Genomic DNA, 19,543 nt, shown 5'->3' with positions numbered 1-19,543 from the left:
ATCAGTCGCACGACACGTCGATGCCGTCCGCAATGCGGTACGGCGCCGCGGTGATGAGCGCCCCTGCGGCGCGGCGGAACCGGCTGATCTCGGCGCGGACGGCCACCTCGTGCTCGCCATCCCCGAAGAGCCGGGTGCTCAGGGCGGCGGCGGTCATGCCCTGCGGTGCGCCCGCGAGCAGGCGCAGGATCTGGGCGTGCCGGCGACTGAGCGGCACCGTCCACGGTTGGTCTTCGCGTCCGCCCGCCAGGTGCAGCGTGTCGTCGCGACCCAGCCGGGCGGACAGTCGCCGGGGGCTGGGGGCGGGGCGCACCAGCCAGCCGTCGCCGACCCGCTCGGGCAGACACATACCCAGCCCCGGCACGGCCAACGGCCGGTCTGCTCGGGGCGCTGCGATGCGGTCGCGCACGCTGACCCCTGCGCGATGGGCGACCCACCCGTGGTCATCGACCAGCAACATGGGACTGCCGGCCGTGGCGATCAGGTGACCCGACTGCTCACGCAGCCGACGCAACTGCCGCTCGTGGTGCTGCCACAGGGCGCCCTGGGCCAGTTGCACGGCACTGTCGACCAGCGCCACGAGGGCCGGGTGCAGGGTCATCGCCGGCCCGCTCACGTCCACGATCCCCAGGAGCGATCCGTCCCGCGGATCGTGGACCGGCGCCGCGGTGCAGTACCACGGGTGCTGGCGCTGCTCGAAGTGTTCGGCGGAGAACAGCTGGACAGGCGCCTGCTCGGCCAGCGCTGTCCCGATCGCGTTGGTGCCGACGTAGGTCTCCGCCCATTGCGCGCCGAGGGCGAATCCCAACGAATCCGCTTGCCGCAGAATGGCTGGTGAGCCCTCGCGCCACAAGATGACGCCGTCCCGGTCGGTGATGACCACGATGAACAGGGAAGCGTCGGCAACCCGGGTCAGCACGCTGCGTATCTGGTCGGCGACCAGGGCCAGTGCGCTCTCGGACCGCCGCGCTGCTACCTGGTCGATCGGCAGGATGTCGCGATGCAACGGGCGGTCCGGATCGAGGCCGAGGGACATCATCCGCGCCCAGGAGCGAGCTACGACCGGACGAGGTTTCTCCGGCGGCCGCGATCCGGACAGGACGGCGTCGTGCAGGCGCACCAGGTGCCGCGCGTGCAGGCCCAGGTCGACGCCGGGCGCGACGGCCGCCGCTGACGTCGAGCGCATCGGATCCCACTTTCGCCGCGTGCAACGTGATGCAACGGTTCCGCCCCGGTGGCCGGGGCGGTGTGCTGTAGATCACACCGTACGACATGAAGGAGTTGAGAGCCCATGACCCACGTTGCCGATCACCCGGTCTCGACGGCGACCGACGCACAGACCCGGGCCCAGAACTGGTTGTCCTCGTTCGAAACCGCGTTGCGCGATCGGGACATCCCGGCTGCTGCTGCGCTCTTCGCGACGGACAGCTACTGGCGGGATCTGGTGTCGTTCACCTGGAACCTCGTCACCGTCGAGGGCCGTGATGGCGTCAGTGACCTGCTGACGGACACGCTCGAGCGCACCGACCCGGCTTCCTTCGAGACCAGTGAGCCGACCACCGAGGACGGGGGTGTGGTGACCGCGTGGTTCACCTTCGAGACCGGGATCGGCCGCGGCCAGGGTCTGGTGCGGCTGACGCAGGAGGAGGGTGAGGACAAGGCGTGGACGCTGCTCACCGCCCTGCGGGAGCTGAAGGGCCACGAGGAACCACGCGGCGTACGGCGCGCCAAGGGTGCCGAGCACGGCGCCCGGCGCGATCGCAAGACCTGGGCCGATCGTCGCCAGGAGGAGGCCGAGTCCCTGGGCTCCACTACCCAGCCGTACGCGCTCATCATCGGCGGCGGCCAGGGCGGCATCGCGCTGGGCGCCCGGTTGCGGCAGTTGGACGTGCCTGCGCTCGTGATCGACAAACACCCCCGGCCCGGTGACCAGTGGCGGGGCCGGTACAAGTCGCTGTGCCTGCACGACCCGGTCTGGTACGACCACCTGCCCTACCTGAAGTTCCCGGACAACTGGCCGGTCTTCGCACCCAAGGACAAGATCGCCGACTGGTTGGAGTCCTACGTCAAGGTCATGGAGGTGCCCTACTGGTCCAACACCGAGGCCAAGAGCGCTTCGTGGTCCGAGGAGCGCGGTGAGTGGACGGTGCAGGTCGAGCGCGACGGACAACCGGTGACGTTGCGGCCCAGCCAGTTGATCTTCGCGACGGGGATGTCGGGCAAACCCCGGATGCCCGAGGTCGAGGGCATGGACGTCTTCGAGGGCGACGTGCACCACTCCAGCGCCCACCCGGGCCCGGACGCCTACGCCGGCAAGCGCGCCGTGGTCATCGGGTCCAACAACTCCGCCTTCGACATCTGTGGGGCGCTGTGGGAGAACGGCGCCGACGTCACGATGGTGCAGCGCTCCTCGACGCACATCGTCAAGAGTGAGTCGCTCATGGAGTACGGCCTGGGCGACTTGTACTCGGAGCGGGCCGTGGACGCGGGAGTGACCACGGAGAAGGCCGACCTGATCTTCGCCTCGCTGCCCTACCGGATCATGCACCAGTTCCAGATCCCGGCCTACGAGAAGATGGCCGAGGTCGACAAGGACTTCTACGACCGGTTGGAGGGCGCCGGGTTCTGGCACGACTGGGGCGATGACGGCTCGGGCCTGTTCATGAAGTACCTGCGACGCGGCTCCGGTTACTACATCGACGTCGGCTCGGCGGATCTGGTGGCCAATGGTGACGTGAAGCTGGTCCACGGACAGATCGACCACCTGAGCAAGGACGCGGTGGTCCTGGCCGACGGCACCGAACTGCCCGCTGATCTGGTCGTGTTCGCCACCGGCTACAACTCGATGAACGGCTGGGTCGCCGACCTCATCGACCCGCAGACCGCCGATCAGCTCGGCAAGTGCTGGGGGCTGGGTTCGGACACCACCAAGGACCCCGGACCGTGGGAGGGCGAACAACGCAACATGTGGAAGCCCACGAACGTCCCGAACCTGTGGATGCACGGGGGCAACCTGCACCAGTCCCGGCACTACTCGCTCTACCTGGCGTTGCAGTTGAAGGCGCGCTACGAAGGGCTGGACACGCCGGTCTACGCGCTGCAACCGGTGCATCACACCGCGTAGGTCGCGCCGCCGCCGCGATCGGTGCGATTCGCGCTGATCGCGGCGGCGTGTGACGCAAGTGAAAGATGTGACTGTCCTCTAGCCTGTTTCGGTGGCCACCCGTCAGCCCGCGAGCCGCGGGACCTCCTCGACCAAGAGCCGGGCTCGCAGCTCGAGCGCGAAACCCTCCGGTGCGAAGTCAGCCCGCCCTGCAGCCAAGGCTCCCCGCGCCTCGGCCCCGGCCAGCCGCACGAAAGCACGCAGCGGCGGACTGCCGATGCCGGTGCGCGCGGTGCAGTCGGCGTGGATGGGTGTGTCGCACGCCGCCGGCGGGACCGCGCGCAGCGTCGCGATGTCCGGTCGCGAAGTCACCCCGGAGCAGCGTCGCGACGGTCTGGGCTTCCTGCTGATCGCCCTCGCGGTGGTCGTTGCGCTGCGCGAGTGGTGGGGGGTGAGCGGCACCTTCGGTAATGCGATCTACGCCGTCGCCGCCGGAACCTTCGGCATGGTGGCCCTCGCTCTACCGATCATCCTGGTGCTGCTGGGCGGTCACCTGTTGCGCTCGCCCAAGGGTCACCAGGCCACGCACCGGGTATTGATCGGCCTCGCCCTCTTCCTGGCGGGGGTCTGTGGCCTGATCAGCACCGTCAAGGGCATCCCGGCTCCGGCCATGACCGATGACATTCGCAGCGCCGGGGGCATGGTCGGCTTCCTGGCCTCCAGCCCGATCGCCGCTGCCATCTCCTCCTGGGGTGCTGCGGCAGTGTTGGTGATCGTCACCATCTTCGGGGTGCTGGTGATGACGGCGACTCCGGTACGCGAGGTGCCGGTCCGCATCCAGCACACCTACCGCTGGCTGATGGGTCAGCACGGCCCCGAGGACGACGGGTCCGGTCCGGTCGACGCGGTGGCGCAGGACCTGCACGGTGACCAGATCGATGGTGGGCGACCCCGCAGGCGGGGACGTCGGCGTACGCCCTCCGACGACCCGGCTCTGGACGGGGACGAACCCTTCGAACAGGCCGCCCAGGTGCTGCCCGTCCGGGCCAAGGGCGGACCGGCCCCGGCGCCGGAACGCACGTCACCCGATGGCCGGGTTCTGCGACCGGGGGAGAAGGCGGCGCCCGAACCGGTGGATGTCACGCCGCCGCTGGAGGCCCCGCCGGTGGCCCCCATCCCGCAGCGCGTCGAGCAACTCGCGCTCGGCGGCGACGTCACCTACACCCTCCCGGCCAACCAGATCCTGCTGCCGGGCACGCCCCCGAAATCGCGCTCGGAAGCCAATGACCGCGTCGTCGAGGCCCTGCGCACCACCCTGGAGTCCTTTGACGTGGACGCCCAGGTCACCGGGTTCACCCGGGGCCCGACGGTCACCCGATACGAGGTCGAACTGGGCTCGGGGACCAAGGTCGAGCGGGTGACCGCGCTGTCCAAGAACATCGCGTACGCCGTGGCGTCGGCCGACGTGCGGATCCTGTCCCCGATCCCGGGCAAGTCCGCGATCGGTATCGAGATCCCCAACACCGACCGCGAGAAGGTCAGCCTGGGCGATGTGCTGCGCAGCCAGGCGGCGCGCAGCAACGAGCACCCGATGGTGATGGGGGTGGGCAAGGACGTCGAAGGCGGGTACGTCGTGGCCAACCTGGCCAAGATGCCGCACCTGCTCGTCGCGGGAGCGACCGGAGCCGGTAAGTCCAGCTTCGTGAACTCGATGATCGTCTCGATCATGATGCGTTCGACCCCTGAAGAGGTCCGCATGGTCCTGGTCGATCCCAAGCGCGTGGAACTGACTGCCTACGAAGGCATTCCGCACCTGATCACCCCGATCATCACCAATCCGAAGAAGGCCGCGGAGGCTTTGCAGTGGGTGGTGCGCGAGATGGACACCCGCTACGACGATCTGGCCGCGTTCGGCTTCAAACACGTCGACGACTTCAACAAGGCCGTCCGCGCGGGCAAGGTCACGCTGCCACCGGACAGCAAACGCGACCTGCAGCCCTACCCGTATCTGCTGGTGGTCGTGGACGAGCTGGCCGACCTGATGATGGTCGCGCCACGTGACGTGGAGGAATCAATCGTCCGCATCACCCAGCTGGCCCGGGCCGCCGGTATCCACCTGGTGCTGGCGACGCAGCGTCCCTCGGTCGATGTGGTGACCGGCCTGATCAAGGCCAACGTACCCTCCCGGATGGCGTTCGCGACCTCGTCGTTGGCCGACTCCCGAGTGGTACTCGACCAGCCAGGGGCGGAGAAGCTGATCGGCCAGGGTGACGCGCTCTTCCTGCCGATGGGGGCCTCCAAGCCGATCCGCGTGCAGGGTGCTTGGGTCACGGAAACCGAAGTGCACGAAGTGGTTTCGCACGTCAAGAGCCAGCTACAGGTGCACTACCGCGACGACGTCACGGTCGTCGCCCCGAAGAAGCAGATCGACGAAGAGGTCGGCGACGACCTGGATCTGATGCTGCAGGCCGCCGAGTTGATCGTGACGACCCAGTTCGGCTCGACCTCGATGCTGCAGCGCAAGTTGCGGGTGGGGTTCGCCAAGGCGGGCCGGTTGATGGATCTGCTCGAATCGCGCGGTGTGGTCGGTCCCTCGGAAGGATCGAAAGCCCGTGACGTCCTGGTCAAGCCCGACGACCTGCCGACGACTCTGGCACTGTTGCGAGGTGAGGATGTGCCCGCCGCGCAGGACGTGTACGACGCCGAGACGTCGTCGGACGAGGACGGATCCGAGGACGCGTGGAGTCTGACCGAGCACGGCCGCTGAGTCGCTGGACCGGTGCCTTCGGCGTCGGTCTGACGGCCGGGCTCGCCGGGGCACTGTGCCTGGCTGCCTCCAGTCTGCTCGGCTCGCTGCTGCAGCCCAACAACCTGGGTTGGTCGGGGCTGGTGCGGATGGCCACGCTGGTCCTGTGGCCGTGGTCGGACGACGGTCACCCGTTGCCCAACTTCGTGGTGGCGCTGCTCGTCGTCCTGCTGGTTCCGGTGATCCTGGTGTCACCTGCTGCCAGGGAGGTCACGCCAGGCCGCTTCGGATACACGATGATGTGGGCCACCTGGGGGGTGATGTTGGTCGCCGGCGCCCTGGCTGGGGCAGCCGCCGTCGTCATCACCGCTGCTGGGTCGCCCACCATCTCCAGCCTCGACGTGCTGCCCTCCGGCCTGCAGGCGGGGGCGGGCTGGGCCCTGCTGGTCGGCTGGATCCCGGCCCTCATCGCGGCCGGCGTCCACGCCGGCCGGCTGCGTCAGGACGTCGCGGACTGATACCGCACCAGGCTCGGCGGTTCACTGCCCTGCAGGTCGGCCGCAACGGCTTCCGCGTCGTGCAGCACGCGCAGGATGTTGCGGTTGGCCAGCTTGGCAAGATCCTCCTGCGACCAGCCCTTGTCCCGCAACGCGGCCAACAGCCGCGGGTAACCGCTGACGTCCTCCAACCCGTCGGGTAGTTGGTCGACGCCGTCGTAGTCGCCGCCCAGACCGACGTGATCGATCCCGGCGACCTCACGCAGGTGCTGCAGGTGGGCGATGACGTCAGTGATCGTGGCGCGTGGCGCCGGGTGCTGCTTCTCGAACTCGGCGCGGAACGCCTTTATCGCAGCGTGATCCTTGGGATCGATGCTCGCCGCGATGGCCGCGTCCTGCTGTTCCTTCCAGTAGTCCTTGACCGCCGGGGAGATGAATCCGGGCACGAACGTGGCCATCACGATGCCGCCGTTGTCCGAGACCCTTGTCAGTACGTCGTCCGGCACGTTGCGCACGTGATCGCAGACTGCCCGGGCACTGGAGTGGGAGAAGATCACCGGCGCGCGGGTCGCATCGAGAGCGGCTTGCATCGTGTTGGGCGCGACGTGCGACAGATCCACCAACATGCCGATGCGGTTCATCTCCCGGACCACCTCGACTCCGAACGCAGTCAGCCCGCCGGGCAGTTCGACATCGGTCGCTGAGCCTGCCCACGGTGTGTTGTCGTTGTGCGTCAGCGTCATGTAGCGCACACCCAGCACGTAGAGCATGCGTAGCGCGGCCAGTGAGGAGTCGATCGACTGACCGCCCTCAGCGCCCAGGAGGCTGGCGATGCGGCCGTCTGCCAGGGCAGCCCGCACCTGCTCGGCGCTGCGCGCGAACTGCAGGTCGTCGTACCGTGCGATCAGTTGATGGGCGGCATCGATCTGCTCGAGCGTCGCGGTCACGGCCGTCGCGCCGGGCAGGTCCGACGGGACGAACACCGACCAGAACTGCCCACCGACGCCACCGGCACGCAACCGGGGGATATCGGTGTGGGTGCGCCCGGTGGTGTCCGCACCCACGTCCAGCCGGTCGAAGTCGTAACCCACCTGCTTGCGGGCCTCCCAGAGGAGATCGTTGTGGCCGTCGATGATCAGTAGCGAAGAAGCGTCAGGCACCTGGCCATTCGATCACAACGGCGGTTCGGAACCTGTGCATCGGCGCCATAGACTGGCGGGCGGGGTTTTTGGGGGCGTCGACGAGATAGCGGGTCGCAGCGTGGCGCTGGTGACCCTGGGATGTGCACGCAACGAGGTCGACTCCGAGGAACTGGCCGGGCGCCTGAGCGCCGAGGGCTGGCAACTGGTCGACGACGCCGCCCAGGCCGACGTCGCCGTCATCAACACGTGCGGCTTCGTCGAACAGGCCAAGAAGGACTCGATCGACGCATTGCTGGAAGCCGGCGACCTGAAGGAGACCGGCCGCACCCAGGCGGTCGTGGCCGTGGGTTGTCTGGCCGAGCGCTACGGCAAGAACCTCGCCGAGCAACTGCCCGAAGCAGACGCCGTGCTGGGTTTCGACAGCTACCAGGACATGTCCTCGCATCTGCAGGCGATCCTCGCCGGTCACGCGCCTGCTGCGCACACCCCCGGTGATCGCCGCAAGCTGCTGCCGATCTCTCCAGCGGCCCGGCAGGACAGCGCGGTCGCGTTGCCCGGGCACGGTGATGTCCGGGCCCCCGCCGCAGACGTCGCGATCGAGTCGCCGGTCGCCGCACCGCGGGTGATCCGGGCGCGCCTCGACGGTCGCCCGTGGGCGCCGTTGAAGATCGCTTCCGGGTGCGACCGGCGGTGCGCGTTCTGTGCGATCCCGTCCTTCCGCGGTGCCTTCGTGTCGCGCCGGCCGGCGGACGTCTTGGCTGAGGCGCGCTGGCTCGGTCAGCACGATGTGCGCGAGATCTTCCTGGTCAGCGAGAACTCCACGTCGTACGGCAAGGATCTGGGCGACCTGCGGCTGCTGGACACGATGCTGCCGGAACTGGTTGCAGTGGAAGGGATTTCGCGGGTTCGCGTGTCCTACCTGCAACCCGCGGAGATCCGGCCGGACCTGCTGGAGGTCATGACCTCGACGCCCGGCGTCGTGCCGTACTTCGACATCTCCTTCCAGCACGCCTCCGAGCCACTGTTGCGCCGGATGCGCCGGTTCGGCTCCCGGGAGTCCTTCCTGACGCTGCTGGACGACGTTCGTCGGCGCAGCCCCGAGGCCGGAATCCGGTCCAACGTCATCGTCGGGTTCCCCGGCGAGACCGACGCCGATCTGCACGAGTTGGAGCAGTTCCTCACCCACGCCGATCTGGACGTCATCGGCGTTTTCGGATACTCCGACGAGGACGGCACCGAGGCGGAGAGCTACGAGGGAAAGCTGCCCGAGCACGAGATCGCTGCCCGAGTGGCGCACTTCCAGGCGTTGGCCGACGAGCTGACCGCGCAACGGGCCGCTGAGCGCGTCGGCCAGCAGATCGACGTACTCGTGGAATCCCTCGGCGACCCGGACGACGCCGACGATGACCAGATCCGCGGCCGGGCCGGGCAACAGGGTCCCGACGTCGACGGCGAGACCATCCTGACCGGCGATGTCGCCGACCTCTCGGTCGGCGACATCGTGCGCGCCACCGTGATCGACACCGTCGGGATCGACCTGGTTGCGGAGCGCAGGGCGTGAACGAGCACCGATCCCGGCGCGAGCCGCTCACCGCCGAGCAGATGCGCCAGCGGATCGAGGCGCACGCGCCGGCGCTACAACCCGACCCGGCGTCGACGCCGCCGAACGACGTCAGCGTGTGGAACATCGCCAACGGACTGACCGTCCTGCGGATCCTGCTGGTCCCCGTCTTCGGCTGGCTGCTGCTGCACGACGGCGGACACCAGACCTGGTGGCGGGTTGCGGCGTTCGTCGTGTTCGCGGTGGCCTCGATCACCGATCAGGTGGACGGTCATCTGGCGCGCTCGCGCAACCTGGTCACGGACTTCGGCAAGATGGCCGACCCGATCGCGGACAAAGCCCTCATGGGTACGGCGCTGGTGGGCCTGAGCATCATCGGTGCCCTGCCCTGGTGGTTGACGATCGTCATCCTGGTGCGGGAGATCGGCATCACCGTGCTGCGTCTGATCGTGCTCAAGCACGGTGTGCTGCCGGCCAGCCGGGGCGGCAAGTTGAAGACCCTCCTGCAGGCGTTGGCCATCGGATTGTTCGTGCTGCCGCTGACTGGGTTCCTGCACATCGTGGCGTGGGTCATCATGATCGCGGCGCTCGTCGTGACCGTGGTGACGGGTGTCGACTACGTCTTCCGCGCGATGGCGTTGCGGTCGGCGGGGACCTCGGGGCCGGCGTCCGGCGGAACGACGGCCGGCCAGGGCAAGGCTGCGGCGTGACTGCGGCGTCCCCGGCCATCCGGGAGTTGACGGCGGCCGGTCTGTCGGTCGCTGTCGCCGAGTCATTGACCGGTGGTCTGGTCACTGCTGCTCTGACCGGGATCCCCGGAGCATCGATGGTCGTCCGTGGCGGCGTGGTGAGTTACGCGACCGACACCAAGCACAGCGTCCTGGGCGTGGACGACTTCTTGCTGCGGGCCGGTGGGCCGGTCCAGGCGGAGGTCGCCCGGCAGATGGCGCACGGGGTCCGCCGGGTGCTCGGCGCCGACCTGGGCATTGCGACCACCGGGGTCGCGGGGCCGGATCCGCAGGGCAACGCACCGGTCGGCCGGGTTTTCGTGGCCGTCGCCTGGGAATCGGGGGACGACGTGCGCATCCTGTCGCTGGGCGGATCCCGGGAGGAAATCCGGGCAGCCAGCGTCGAAGCTGCGCTGGGGCTGCTGATCGATGCGGCACGCGGCGCGGCGTAACCCCCTCGGGAATGTCCGGGGTGGCGGCTACAGTTGTCCCCATCGGACCAGCAGGTCCGGCTTGGACCCGGTGGGCAGGAGGTGACGCCATGATCGTCCTACGGCGTGAGCTGGGTGACGTGCTGCGCCGCCTGCGTCAGAGCCAGGGCCGCACCCTGCGCGACGTTTCTGCCGCGGCGAGCGTTTCCCTGGGCTACCTCAGCGAGATCGAGCGCGGTGAGAAAGAAGCCTCCTCCGAGGTGTTGGCGATGATCTGCGATGCGCTGGATGTGCCCATGTCCGAGGCGTTGCTGCTCGTCTCCGATCGGGTGGCAGCCCTGGAGTCGCTCGTCCGGCTGCCTGTTCCCGTCGCCGCCCCGGTCGTGTCCGCCGCCTGAGCCGCCTTTCTACCGTTGGCTGCGCGGGCCTGAGCTCAGCGGGTTCTGCCGCTTACCGTCGTCGGTCGGCCCCAGACCGCCCTGGCAGGTGGGGCAGTAGAACATCGTGCGCTCCTGGGGCGGGTCACCGATCATGGCCACGCGCACCGTCCCGCCGCAGCGCAGACAGGGCCGGCCGTTACGGGCGTGCACAGCAGACTCCTCGAGGGTCGACACCTGCTCCATGACGTCGCGGATCGGCTGCTGCATCGAACGCAGCATCATCCGCCGGGCGCTGGCCAGGATGGCCTCGACATCGCTGTCGGCCGCACCCTGCCACGGCGGGGTCCGGGTGGCGAACAGCGACTCGGCGGCGAACATCGTGCCGATCCCAGCGACGTTCCGTTGATCCAGCAATGCCGAACCGATGGTGCGCTCACCGTTGGCCCGCAGGTTCCTCACCGCACGGGTCGCGTCGAAGTCCGCGGCCAAAATGTCTGGTCCGAGGTGCCCGACGACCCGGTCCTCATCGGCGGTGGCGAGCAGTTCGAGCATGCCCAACCGGTAGCCGATCGCGGCCCACTGCTCGTCGGCGACGATGGCCCGGATATCGGCGCGCCGGGCGACTGCGGGGGTGACCTGTTCCGTGGGTCGGATGCGCCACGAACCCTCCATGCGCAGATGGGTGTGCAACGTGACCCCGCCTGCTATCCGGTGCAGCAGATGTTTGCCCCGGGCCACCACCTCCACGGTGTCGCGGCCCCGCAGTTCGACATCGGGCACGTTCGGCCAGCGCAGATCCACACCGACCAACGGCGCTCCGGCCAACGCCGCATTGAGCCGATCCGCGGTCTTGTGGACGACGTCTCCTTCGGGCACTGGCTCAGGTCCGGATCCGCAGGCCCCGAGGGGTCACATGGAATCCGGCCTCGGCCAATGCAGCCGCGAGCGGGTGGTCCGAACCCAGGACCGGGTCACCGTCCGCCGACCGCACGGTGAGCGGCCCGAGGGCGCCCTCGCGGACCGCGAGGGCAAGCGCGTCCGCGGCCGCTCGCAGATCCGCGGGGTCATCGGAGTAGGACAGCAGCGTGCGGCCGCCACGCTCCACGTAGAGGATCAGAGCGCCCTCTACCAGCACCACCAATGCACCGGCCTTGCGGCCGGGTTTGTGGCCGGAGCGGGCCGGTTTGCCCAGATCGTCGCCGGCAGGGTCTGCGGTGCGGTCCGGCCACGGCAGGGCGGCGCCGTAGGGGTTCGCCGGGTCCGCCGCGGCGAGGACGAGGGTGCGACTCTGATCCACCGGCGCGGGGCCGTCCCATGGATTGCGTGTGGTGCCAACGGGTTTGCTGGATGCCCGGAGCCGGTCGACCGCACCCCCGGAGGCGAACTGGGCCGCGCCGAGGCCTTCGATGAAGTAGCCGCGCCGCACCCGGCCGGCTTCCTCTGCAGCAGCCAGGACGCGGTAGATGCCGGCGAAACCGCCGTCGATCCCTTCGGCGGTCACCGACCCGCGGGTGACCACGCCGTAACGGTCCAGCAGGACTTCGGCCCTGGCCAGCATCCGCGTGGTGGGATTCGCATCGGGCAGCGGCAGAAGGGTCCATCGCCCCACGGCATCCGCCGGCGTCGCCCCGCCGCCCGCCAGACCCGAACCCAACGAGACCCCACCTGGTCGGCCGCAATGGGCCCGGCGCGGGGCACGGCTTCGCGACCGGTGCGCGGGCCGGCCGCCGCCGAGGCGCGCCCGCAACGCCGCAATGGTGTCGCCGCTGACCTCTCCGGCCCAGACCAGATCCCATAACGCCGCCACGAGTTCCTTCTCACTGACCTTCTCCTGCCCGGCCCGGCGGACGGCGTCCAGCAGCGGCCGGAAGAAGAAGGCGCCGCCCCCGGCCAGGGCGAGCCGGATGGCCTCGTGCACCGGTCCGTCGGCGCCGCCGTCACCGGTGAGCAACGTCAACGGTGCCGCGTCGGCCAGATGCAACGAGACCCAGCCGTCGTCCCCGGGCAGTGTCGCGTGCCCCTGCCAGAGCACATCACCAGTGGACATCGCCTCATCGAGCATGGCCGGGGAGTATCCGGGCACCCGGGCGGGCAGGACCAGGGTCTCCAGGGCACTGGCCGGCAGTCGTGCACCGGCCAGTTGCTCGACGGCGCGGAACAACCCGTCCATCCCGCGCTGTCCGGCGCCCATGCCTTGCCAGGCGGGCAGGAACCGGGCGAAATCCTGGGCCGGCACCGGTTCGACCTCCGCGCGCAGGCTCGCCAGTGACCGCCGTCGCAACAGTCGCAGCACCTGGGGATCGCACAGGTCCAGGCCACCCGCGGTTCCGTCCGGGCGCAGTTCTCCTTCGACCAGGCGACCCTCCGCCACCAACCGCCGCGCACCGGTGCTTGCAACCGCCCGGCCCAGACCGAAGTGCTCGGCGAGGTCGTCGACCGCGAACGGCCCGTGGGTGCGGCCGTAGCGGGCCAGCAGATCGCCCAATGGGTCCGGGACGCTGTCGGTGAACGCACTAGCGATACCCGGCGGCAGGCCGACACCGAGCGCGTCCCGCAGGCGGCCGGCGTCCTCGATAGCGGCATAGTGCTCGACGCCACTCCACCGGGCCGGGAAGATCTGGCGGCTCTGCTCCAACTGCTCCAGCCATTGCGGCACCTGATCACGGCCCTCGACGGCAGTGCGCCGCGCGATCTCATCGGCGGGTAGCGGACCGAGTGCGCGCAACAGGTCGACGACGTCCTCGGCGTCGCGAGCCGCGCGTTCGGGGGTGAGCCGCTGCAACTCCTGCTCGGTGGCCGCAACGACCTGGGGATCCAGCAGATCGCGTAGGGCGGCACCTTCACCGTGGCCGAGCAGATCGGCCAACAGGGACGGGTCCATCGCCAGGGCCGCGGCCCGGCGCTCGGCCAGCGGTGAGTCGCCCTCGTAGAGGAACTGCGCGACGTACCCGAAGAGCAGGCTGCGCGCGAACGGGGACGCGTTGGGGGTATCGACCTGGGTCACGCGGACCCGCCGTGACCCGATGTCGCGCATCAACCCGGTGAGCGCGGGAACGTCGAAGACGTCCTGCACACACTCACGGACCGCCTCCAGGATGATCGGGAAGGACGGGTAGCGGGACGCCACTTCGAGTAACTGCGCGGACCGCTGACGTTGCTGCCACAACGCCTGGCGGCGGCCGGGCTGGCGGCGGGGGATGAGCAGGGCGCGCGCCGCGCATTCGCGGAACCGGGAGGCGAACAGCGCCGAGCCGCCGATCTCCCGCGTCACCAATTCGGCGACTTCGTCGGGGTCCAGCAGGATCGCATCGAGCAGCCGTTGCCCGACCGGTTGGTCGCCCTCGTCGACCTCGAAGTCCAGCATTCGCAACACGATTCCGTCGTCGCCGTGCATGGCCTGGACCTCCAGGCCGAACTGCTCGCGCAGCCGGGCGGAGATGGCCAGGGCCCAGGGTGCGTGGATCTGGGCACCGTACGGCGAGTGGATGACGATGCGCCAATCGCCCAGTTCGTCACGGAAACGTTCGACGACGATCTGCCGGTCGGTCGGCAACTGACCGGTGGCTTCCTGCTGCTCACGCAGATAACCCAACAGGTTGTCCGAGGCCCAGTCGTCCAGGCCGGCCGCGCGAAGCTCATCCCGGGCCGTGGGATCGTCCTGCGCACTCACCGTCCGGACGAATTCACCGACGGCTCTACCCAACTCGGCGGGACGCCCCAGCGTGTCGCCCTTCCAGAACGGCAACTTGCCGGGCTGGCCCGGCGCCGGTGAGACCAGCACCTGGTCGTGGGTGATGTCCTCGATGCGCCAGCTACTGGTCCCGAGCGTGAAGACGTCGCCGACCCGGGACTCGTAGACCATCTCCTCGTCCAACTCACCCACCCGGCGCCCCGGACCGGTCCCGGAAGCCAGGAACACGCCGTACAGGCCGCGGTCGGGGATGGTGCCCCCGCTGGTGACGGCCAGCCGCTGCGCGCCGCGGCGCCCGGACAGCGTGCCAGCGATGCGATCCCACACCAATCGCGCTCGTAGCTCAGCGAATTCGTCGCTGGGGTAGCGCCCGGACAGCATGTCCAGCACGGACTCCAGCAGCGGCCGGGCCAGCGTCGCGAAGGACGCGGAGCGGCGCACCACCCGCTCCAGATCGTCGACAGTCCAGTCGTCCATCGCGCACATCGCCACGATCTGCTGGGCCAGCACATCCAGCGGATTGGCCGGCACGTGCAGCGCCTCGATCTGCCCGGTGCGCATCCGCTGCGCCACGACGGTGGTCTGCAGCAGGTCCCCGCGGAACTTGGGGAAGAGCACGCCGTGCGAGGTGGCGCCCACCTGGTGCCCGGCCCGGCCCACCCGTTGCAGACCACTGGCCACACTGGGTGGTGATTCGACCTGGATGACCAGGTCCACCGCGCCCATGTCGATGCCGAGTTCGAGAGAACTGGTGGCGACCACCGCGGGCAGATCACCGCGTTTGAGAGCGTCCTCGATCTCGCCGCGCTGCTCCTTGCTGACCGAGCCGTGATGCGCCCGGGCCAATACCGGTGGTGCCCCCTTGGTGGCGCCTGCCTGGGCCATGACCTGGGCCGGTGGTCCCGAAACCTCCTGCGCCGCATCGGGATCCAGTCGTTCGGCCCAGATCTCGTTCAGTCGCGCGGTCAAGCGCTCGGCGAGCCGGCGGGAGTTGGCGAAGATCAGGGTGCTGCGGTGCTCGGCCACCAGATCCACGATGCGTTCTTCGACGTGGGGCCAGATCGACGTACGCTCCACCGGCCCCGCAGCGGCACCGGACAGGTCCCCGGTCACCTGACCCAGCTCGGACATGTCCGGGACGGGCACCACCACCTCCAGGTCCCAGGACTTGTCGATGGGCGGTTGCACGATGCTGACCGGCCGCCCGCCGGCCAGGTAGCGCGCCACTTCCTCGACGGGCCGGACCGTTGCGGACAGGCCCACCCGCTGGGCGGGGTGCTCCAGCAACTCATCGAGCCGCTCCAGCGACAACGCCAGGTGGGCGCCGCGCTTGGTCCCCGCGACCGCGTGGATCTCGTCGATGATCACGCTCTGGACCCCCCGCAGGGATTCGCGGGCGGCCGAGGTCAGCAGCAGGAAGAGCGACTCGGGGGTCGTGATGAGCACATCGGCCGGTGTCTTGGCGAAGACCCGCCGGTCCTGTGCCGTGGTGTCACCGGATCGTACGGCGACCGTGATGTCCGGCTCCGGCTCACCCAATCGTGTGGCGGCGTGCGTGATTCCGACCAGGGGTGATCGCAGGTTGCGCTCCACGTCGACGGCCAGGGCCTTCATCGGCGAGATGTAGAGGATCCGGCAGCGCTTCTGCGGATCTTCAGGAACGCCCTCTGCGGCAAGCCGATCCAGCGACCACAAGAACGCCGACAAAGTCTTGCCGGATCCGGTCGGCGCCACGACCAGGGTGTGCTGGCCGCTGCTGATCGCCTCCCAGGATCCGGCCTGGGCCGGGGTGGGCGCGCGGAACGTGCCCTCGAACCACGCGCGGGTGGCGGGGGAGAAGCGATCAAGGACGGTGGTCATCACCGCTCAGGGTGCCACGCGCCACCGACAGCCTGGTTCCGATGGGGCTTCCACCGGGTTCGGATACAGATTGCGGGTCCGATGAGGCCAAACCCGCCGGTCGTATCCGAACCCGCCCGTGAGGAGACGCGTCAGTGCGCGGCAGGTTCCTGCTGGGTGATGCAGTGGATGCCACCGCCACGGGCGAACAGTTCGCGCGCGTCGACGCCCATGACCTCCCGGCCGGGGTAGACCGCTTCGAGGATGTCCAGCGCCCGGTCGTCGTTCTCGTCATCGAAGATGCACGCAACGACCCCACCGTTGACCACCAGATGGTTGACGTAGGACCAGTCGTTGGGACCGTCCTCGTCGTAGCAGTTCGCGGGCGCCGGGATCCGGACGACTTCCAGGGAGCGTCCCCGGGAATCCGTTGCAGCAGAGAGGACTTCGATGACCTGTTGGGTCACTGCGTGGTCCGGATGCGACGGATCTTCCTGGTCGTGCACGAGCACGACTCCAGGGGAGGGGAAGGTCGCGACGATGTCGACGTGCCCACGCGTGCCGAACTCGCCGTAGTCGCGGGTCAGGCCGCGGGGCAGCCAGATGAAGGTGTCGACGCCGAGGGTGCGGGTGAACTCGGCCTCGATGTCCTGCTTCGTCAGCGACGGATTGCGGCCCGGGTCGAGCTGGACGGTCTCCGTGAGCAGCACGGTTCCCTCGCCATCGACGTGAAAACCGCCGCCCTCGTTGACGATGGGTGACTCGATAAGCTCCGCGAAGGCTTGTGCCGCAACCGTCCCCGCCACCCGCGCATCGTGGCCCCACGAGGCCCACGACTGCCCGCCCCATCCGTTGAAGACCCAGTCGACCGCACCGAGCTGGCCGCCGGCGCCGAGAACGAAGGTCGGACCGATGTCACGCATCCACGCGTCGTCCAGTTCGGTCTCGATCAGGTCGATGCCGGCATCGAGCAACTCACGGGCCACCTCGGCGTCGTCGTGGGTGACCAGCATGGTGACCGGTTCGAAGACCGACACCGCATTGGCGACCGCTGCCCACGTGGCGCGGGCGATCTCGGCGTCCTCCTGGGTGTCGCCGAGCGTGTAGCCCGCCGAGGGGAAGGCCATCCAGGTCCGCCGGTGTGGTGCGGTCTCCGGCGGCATGAACCACGCGGTCACGACAGCCCCCGCTGGTGCTCGGGGCGCACCGGAGCCGCCAGCTCGGCGTACGTGTCGGGGCGCCGGGTGGCCAGGAACGGGAACAGGTCCAACCAGTCCGCGCGCTGGGCCAGATCGAGGTCGGCCACCAGGGCCGCCTGCTCGTCACGCGGTGCCTGCACGAGTATCCGGCCGTACGGATCGGCGATGAACGAACTGCCGTAGAAGCTGATCAGCCCCTCGGTGCCCGTGCGGTTCGGCACGATCACGAACAGCCCGTTGGCGATCGCGTGCCCGACGATGGTGGCCTGCCACAGCGGCTCGGTGTCGAACTCCGGGTGGTCCGGCTCAGAACCGATCGCCGTCGGGTAGACCAGCACGTCGGCACCACCCAACGCGTAGCTGCGGGCGACCTCCGGGAACCACTCGTCCCAGCAGGTCGGCAGCCCCAGGTTCATGGCCGAGTCCGGAAGGGCCACCACCGGGTAAGCGTCCTCGGCCGGTCCCGGACGGAAGTACTTGTCCTCGTAGTAGCCGGCAGTCACCGGAATGTGGGTCTTCCGGGTGCGGGCCAGCAGCCGGCCGTCCGGACCGACGAGGATCGCGGTGTTCAGGCCCAGTCCGTCGTCGGCATCCGCTTTCTCATACAGCGACGCATGGACGAAAATGCCCAGGTCCGTAGCGGTTTCGCGGGCAAACGTGATCGTTGGTCCGTCGGTGAGCGACTCAGCGGTGGCGCTGGGCACCCCGGTGGGCAGGGTGTCGGCGGGGTAGCGCGACAGGGTGAGTTCGGGCAGGAAAACGTACGCCGCGCCCGCGCCCGCCGCCTGTTCGACACCTTCGCGCAGGGTCGCCTTCAGGCGCGTCGCGTCGGGGTCCCAGGCGTGCTGCACCAGGCCGACCCGCACGGTGGGTCGGCGGGGTTCGTGCACGCGGGACAAGGAGGGGAGGGGGCCGTCAGCGACGATCAACTGCATGAGCAGCAATGTACGGCGCCTGCCCCGTCGTGGGCAGCGCTTCGGTGGGCCTGGAACAATGGCGGCGTGCGCACCAGCGAGTTCTGGCGATTGATGAACGACGAGTTCGGCGACGCCTACGCCCGGACGCTGGCGTCCGGTCATCATCTGCACGCGCTGGGTGACCGCACCGTCATGACGGCCCTGGACGACGGCGTCCGGCCCAAAGAGGTGTGGTCGGCGCTGTGTGACGACCTGCAGATCCCGCCGGAGCGGCGCTTCGGCCGCGACCTGCCCCTTCGCGAGAGAGACGTCTAGATGCAACGCACTGTGACTGCCGACCTGTCCCTGCAGGCCGCTGCCCCCGCCCGCCTCGTGCTCGCCATCGCGGTGGCGCGGTGTCCTGGCCTGGAGATCGACGAGCATCTGCAGATCGCGGCGGGTGACCAGCAGCTGCAGGCCCAGGAAGTGGCAACGGCCCACCACGGCGTACGTCACGTGCTCGACCTGCCCGCGGGGGACGTGACGATCCATTACGACGCGACGGTCGAGGGCGTCGAGGAGTACGCCGACGAGGGCGTGGCCGAGCAACTGAACCATCTGGTGCCCTCCCGGTACGCCGAGTCCGATGCGCTCTTCGGCACAGCGGCTGAGTTGTTCGAAGGGCGCAGCGGGTCCGATCTGGTGATCGGCGTGGCGGACTGGGTGAGGGGGCGTACGGCGTACATCAGCGGCTCGTCGCGGCCGACCGACGGCGCGATCAACACCTTCCTGCAGCGCACCGGCGTCTGCCGGGACTTCGCTCATCTGACGGTCGCTGCGCTGCGCTCGCGGGATGTGCCGGCCCGGTTGGTCGCCGTCTACGCGCCGGGATTGTCGCCCATGGACTTCCACGCGGTCGCGGAAGCCTACGTTGACGGGCAGTGGTGGTGTCTGGACGCAACGGGCCTTGCGCCCCGTCAGTCGTTGTTGCGGATCGCCACCGGCCGGGACGCGGCGGACACCTCATTCATGTCGGTGTACGGCGGGCAGGTCAGCCTCGGGGACATGACGGTGACCGCGACTATGCAACCGGCGCTGCCCCTGGATAACCACACCGGAATGGTCCAGCTCGGTCGCTGATCGGCGGCGACCGGCAGGTCGGACACGCAGGGGCCGACACGCAGGTGCGTGTCGTTCGTACGGATGTCCGAACCGTCAGTTAGGTTGTGGACAGGTGCTCCACCGCGACCCGTTATCCACACACGCAGGATCTTGTTCACGTGGTTGTCGGTGGTCGCACCTAGCGTCTGACCTATCGCGTCGTCGACGT

15 protein-coding genes are annotated in these 19,543 nt (G+C 69.2%); 9 read left to right on the top strand and 6 right to left on the bottom strand.

Annotated elements, in window-relative coordinates; all coding sequences use genetic code 11:
* Nucleotide 1 precedes the first annotated feature (1 nt).
* On the bottom strand, nt 2–1,186 hold the full coding sequence (locus AZH51_RS04600) for a GAF domain-containing protein (RefSeq protein ID WP_291521813.1): 1,185 nt from the start codon (nt 1,184–1,186) through the stop codon (nt 2–4).
* Nucleotides 1,187–1,291: 105 nt separating this feature from the next.
* On the opposite strand from AZH51_RS04600, the gene AZH51_RS04595 reads away from it, so the two are divergent.
* From AZH51_RS04595 to AZH51_RS04585, 3 genes are all read left to right on the top strand, one after another.
* Nucleotides 1,292–3,124 carry an NAD(P)/FAD-dependent oxidoreductase gene (locus AZH51_RS04595; RefSeq protein WP_291521811.1) on the top strand — a complete coding sequence of 611 codons (1,833 nt, stop codon included), beginning with the start codon at nt 1,292–1,294 and terminating at the stop codon, nt 3,122–3,124.
* A 286-nt stretch (nt 3,125–3,410) separates the two neighbouring features.
* Nucleotides 3,411–5,870: a DNA translocase FtsK gene (locus tag AZH51_RS04590; protein WP_291521984.1), complete on the top strand. Its 2,460-nt coding sequence runs from the start codon at nt 3,411–3,413 to the stop codon at nt 5,868–5,870.
* Complete coding sequence (locus tag AZH51_RS04585; RefSeq protein WP_291521809.1) at nt 5,843–6,367, top strand: hypothetical protein; 525 nt, start codon at nt 5,843–5,845, stop codon at nt 6,365–6,367. The genes AZH51_RS04590 and AZH51_RS04585 overlap by 28 nt, the downstream gene beginning before the upstream one ends.
* On the opposite strand, the gene AZH51_RS04580 is transcribed toward AZH51_RS04585, so the two are convergent.
* Nucleotides 6,349–7,506, bottom strand: coding sequence for a dipeptidase (locus AZH51_RS04580; RefSeq protein WP_291521807.1), 1,158 nt, complete (start codon nt 7,504–7,506; stop codon nt 6,349–6,351). The two genes, AZH51_RS04585 and AZH51_RS04580, sit on opposite strands and share 19 nt — an antisense overlap.
* Before the next feature lie 109 nt (nt 7,507–7,615).
* On the opposite strand from AZH51_RS04580, the gene rimO reads away from it, so the two are divergent.
* From rimO to AZH51_RS04560, 4 genes are all read left to right on the top strand, one after another.
* Entirely contained in the window at nt 7,616–9,049 is a 1,434-nt protein-coding gene (gene rimO / locus AZH51_RS04575; RefSeq protein WP_291521805.1) for a 30S ribosomal protein S12 methylthiotransferase RimO, read from the top strand.
* Nucleotides 9,046–9,759: a CDP-diacylglycerol--glycerol-3-phosphate 3-phosphatidyltransferase gene (pgsA, locus tag AZH51_RS04570; RefSeq protein ID WP_291521803.1), complete on the top strand. Its 714-nt coding sequence runs from the start codon at nt 9,046–9,048 to the stop codon at nt 9,757–9,759. Before rimO ends, pgsA begins: the two co-directional genes overlap by 4 nt.
* Nucleotides 9,756–10,229 carry a CinA family protein gene (locus AZH51_RS04565; protein ID WP_291521801.1) on the top strand — a complete coding sequence of 158 codons (474 nt, stop codon included), beginning with the start codon at nt 9,756–9,758 and terminating at the stop codon, nt 10,227–10,229. Before pgsA ends, AZH51_RS04565 begins: the two co-directional genes overlap by 4 nt.
* An 89-nt stretch (nt 10,230–10,318) precedes the next feature.
* Entirely contained in the window at nt 10,319–10,606 is a 288-nt protein-coding gene (locus tag AZH51_RS04560; RefSeq protein WP_291521799.1) for a helix-turn-helix transcriptional regulator, read from the top strand.
* A gap of 9 nt (nt 10,607–10,615) precedes the next feature.
* Here the strand turns inward: AZH51_RS04560 and AZH51_RS04555 are convergent, their stop codons facing one another.
* The 4 genes from AZH51_RS04555 to AZH51_RS04540 all read right to left on the bottom strand — a co-directional run bounded on the left by AZH51_RS04555 (nt 10,616) and on the right by AZH51_RS04540 (nt 18,252).
* Complete coding sequence (locus AZH51_RS04555; protein ID WP_291521797.1) at nt 10,616–11,464, bottom strand: DNA-formamidopyrimidine glycosylase family protein; 849 nt, start codon at nt 11,462–11,464, stop codon at nt 10,616–10,618.
* Between the two features lie 4 nt (nt 11,465–11,468).
* Entirely contained in the window at nt 11,469–16,139 is a 4,671-nt protein-coding gene (locus AZH51_RS04550; protein WP_291521795.1) for an ATP-dependent helicase, read from the bottom strand.
* Nucleotides 16,140–16,270: 131 nt separating this feature from the next.
* Nucleotides 16,271–17,296, bottom strand: coding sequence for an agmatine/peptidylarginine deiminase (locus AZH51_RS04545; protein ID WP_291521793.1), 1,026 nt, complete (start codon nt 17,294–17,296; stop codon nt 16,271–16,273).
* Nucleotides 17,293–18,252, bottom strand: coding sequence for a nitrilase-related carbon-nitrogen hydrolase (locus AZH51_RS04540; RefSeq protein WP_291521791.1), 960 nt, complete (start codon nt 18,250–18,252; stop codon nt 17,293–17,295). Before AZH51_RS04540 ends, AZH51_RS04545 begins: the two co-directional genes overlap by 4 nt.
* A gap of 66 nt (nt 18,253–18,318) precedes the next feature.
* On the opposite strand from AZH51_RS04540, the gene AZH51_RS04535 reads away from it, so the two are divergent.
* Both AZH51_RS04535 and AZH51_RS04530 read left to right on the top strand, forming a co-directional pair.
* Entirely contained in the window at nt 18,319–18,549 is a 231-nt protein-coding gene (locus AZH51_RS04535; RefSeq protein ID WP_291521789.1) for a DUF3046 domain-containing protein, read from the top strand.
* Nucleotides 18,550–19,353, top strand: coding sequence for a transglutaminase family protein (locus AZH51_RS04530; RefSeq protein ID WP_291521787.1), 804 nt, complete (start codon nt 18,550–18,552; stop codon nt 19,351–19,353).
* Nucleotides 19,354–19,543: the final 190 nt, after the last annotated feature.

This window comes from Branchiibius sp. NY16-3462-2, assembly GCF_001594145.1.
GTDB lineage: Bacteria > Actinomycetota > Actinomycetes > Actinomycetales > Dermatophilaceae > Branchiibius.
Note: the sequence above shows the minus strand (reverse complement) of the source record. Positions and strands in the feature narration are given on the sequence as shown.

Excerpts from the sequence above, each read along its gene's own strand:
- AZH51_RS04540 (WP_291521791.1), bottom strand. The coding sequence starts at position 18,252 with ATGCAGTTGATCGTCGCTGACGGCCCCCTCCCCTCCTTGTCCCGCGTG.
- AZH51_RS04590 (WP_291521984.1), top strand. The coding sequence starts at position 3,411 with ATGGGTGTGTCGCACGCCGCCGGCGGGACCGCGCGCAGCGTCGCGATG.
- AZH51_RS04550 (WP_291521795.1), bottom strand. The coding sequence starts at position 16,139 with ATGACCACCGTCCTTGATCGCTTCTCCCCCGCCACCCGCGCGTGGTTC.
- AZH51_RS04600 (WP_291521813.1), bottom strand. The coding sequence starts at position 1,186 with ATGCGCTCGACGTCAGCGGCGGCCGTCGCGCCCGGCGTCGACCTGGGC.
- AZH51_RS04530 (WP_291521787.1), top strand. The coding sequence starts at position 18,550 with ATGCAACGCACTGTGACTGCCGACCTGTCCCTGCAGGCCGCTGCCCCC.
- AZH51_RS04595 (WP_291521811.1), top strand. The coding sequence starts at position 1,292 with ATGACCCACGTTGCCGATCACCCGGTCTCGACGGCGACCGACGCACAG.
- AZH51_RS04560 (WP_291521799.1), top strand. The coding sequence starts at position 10,319 with ATGATCGTCCTACGGCGTGAGCTGGGTGACGTGCTGCGCCGCCTGCGT.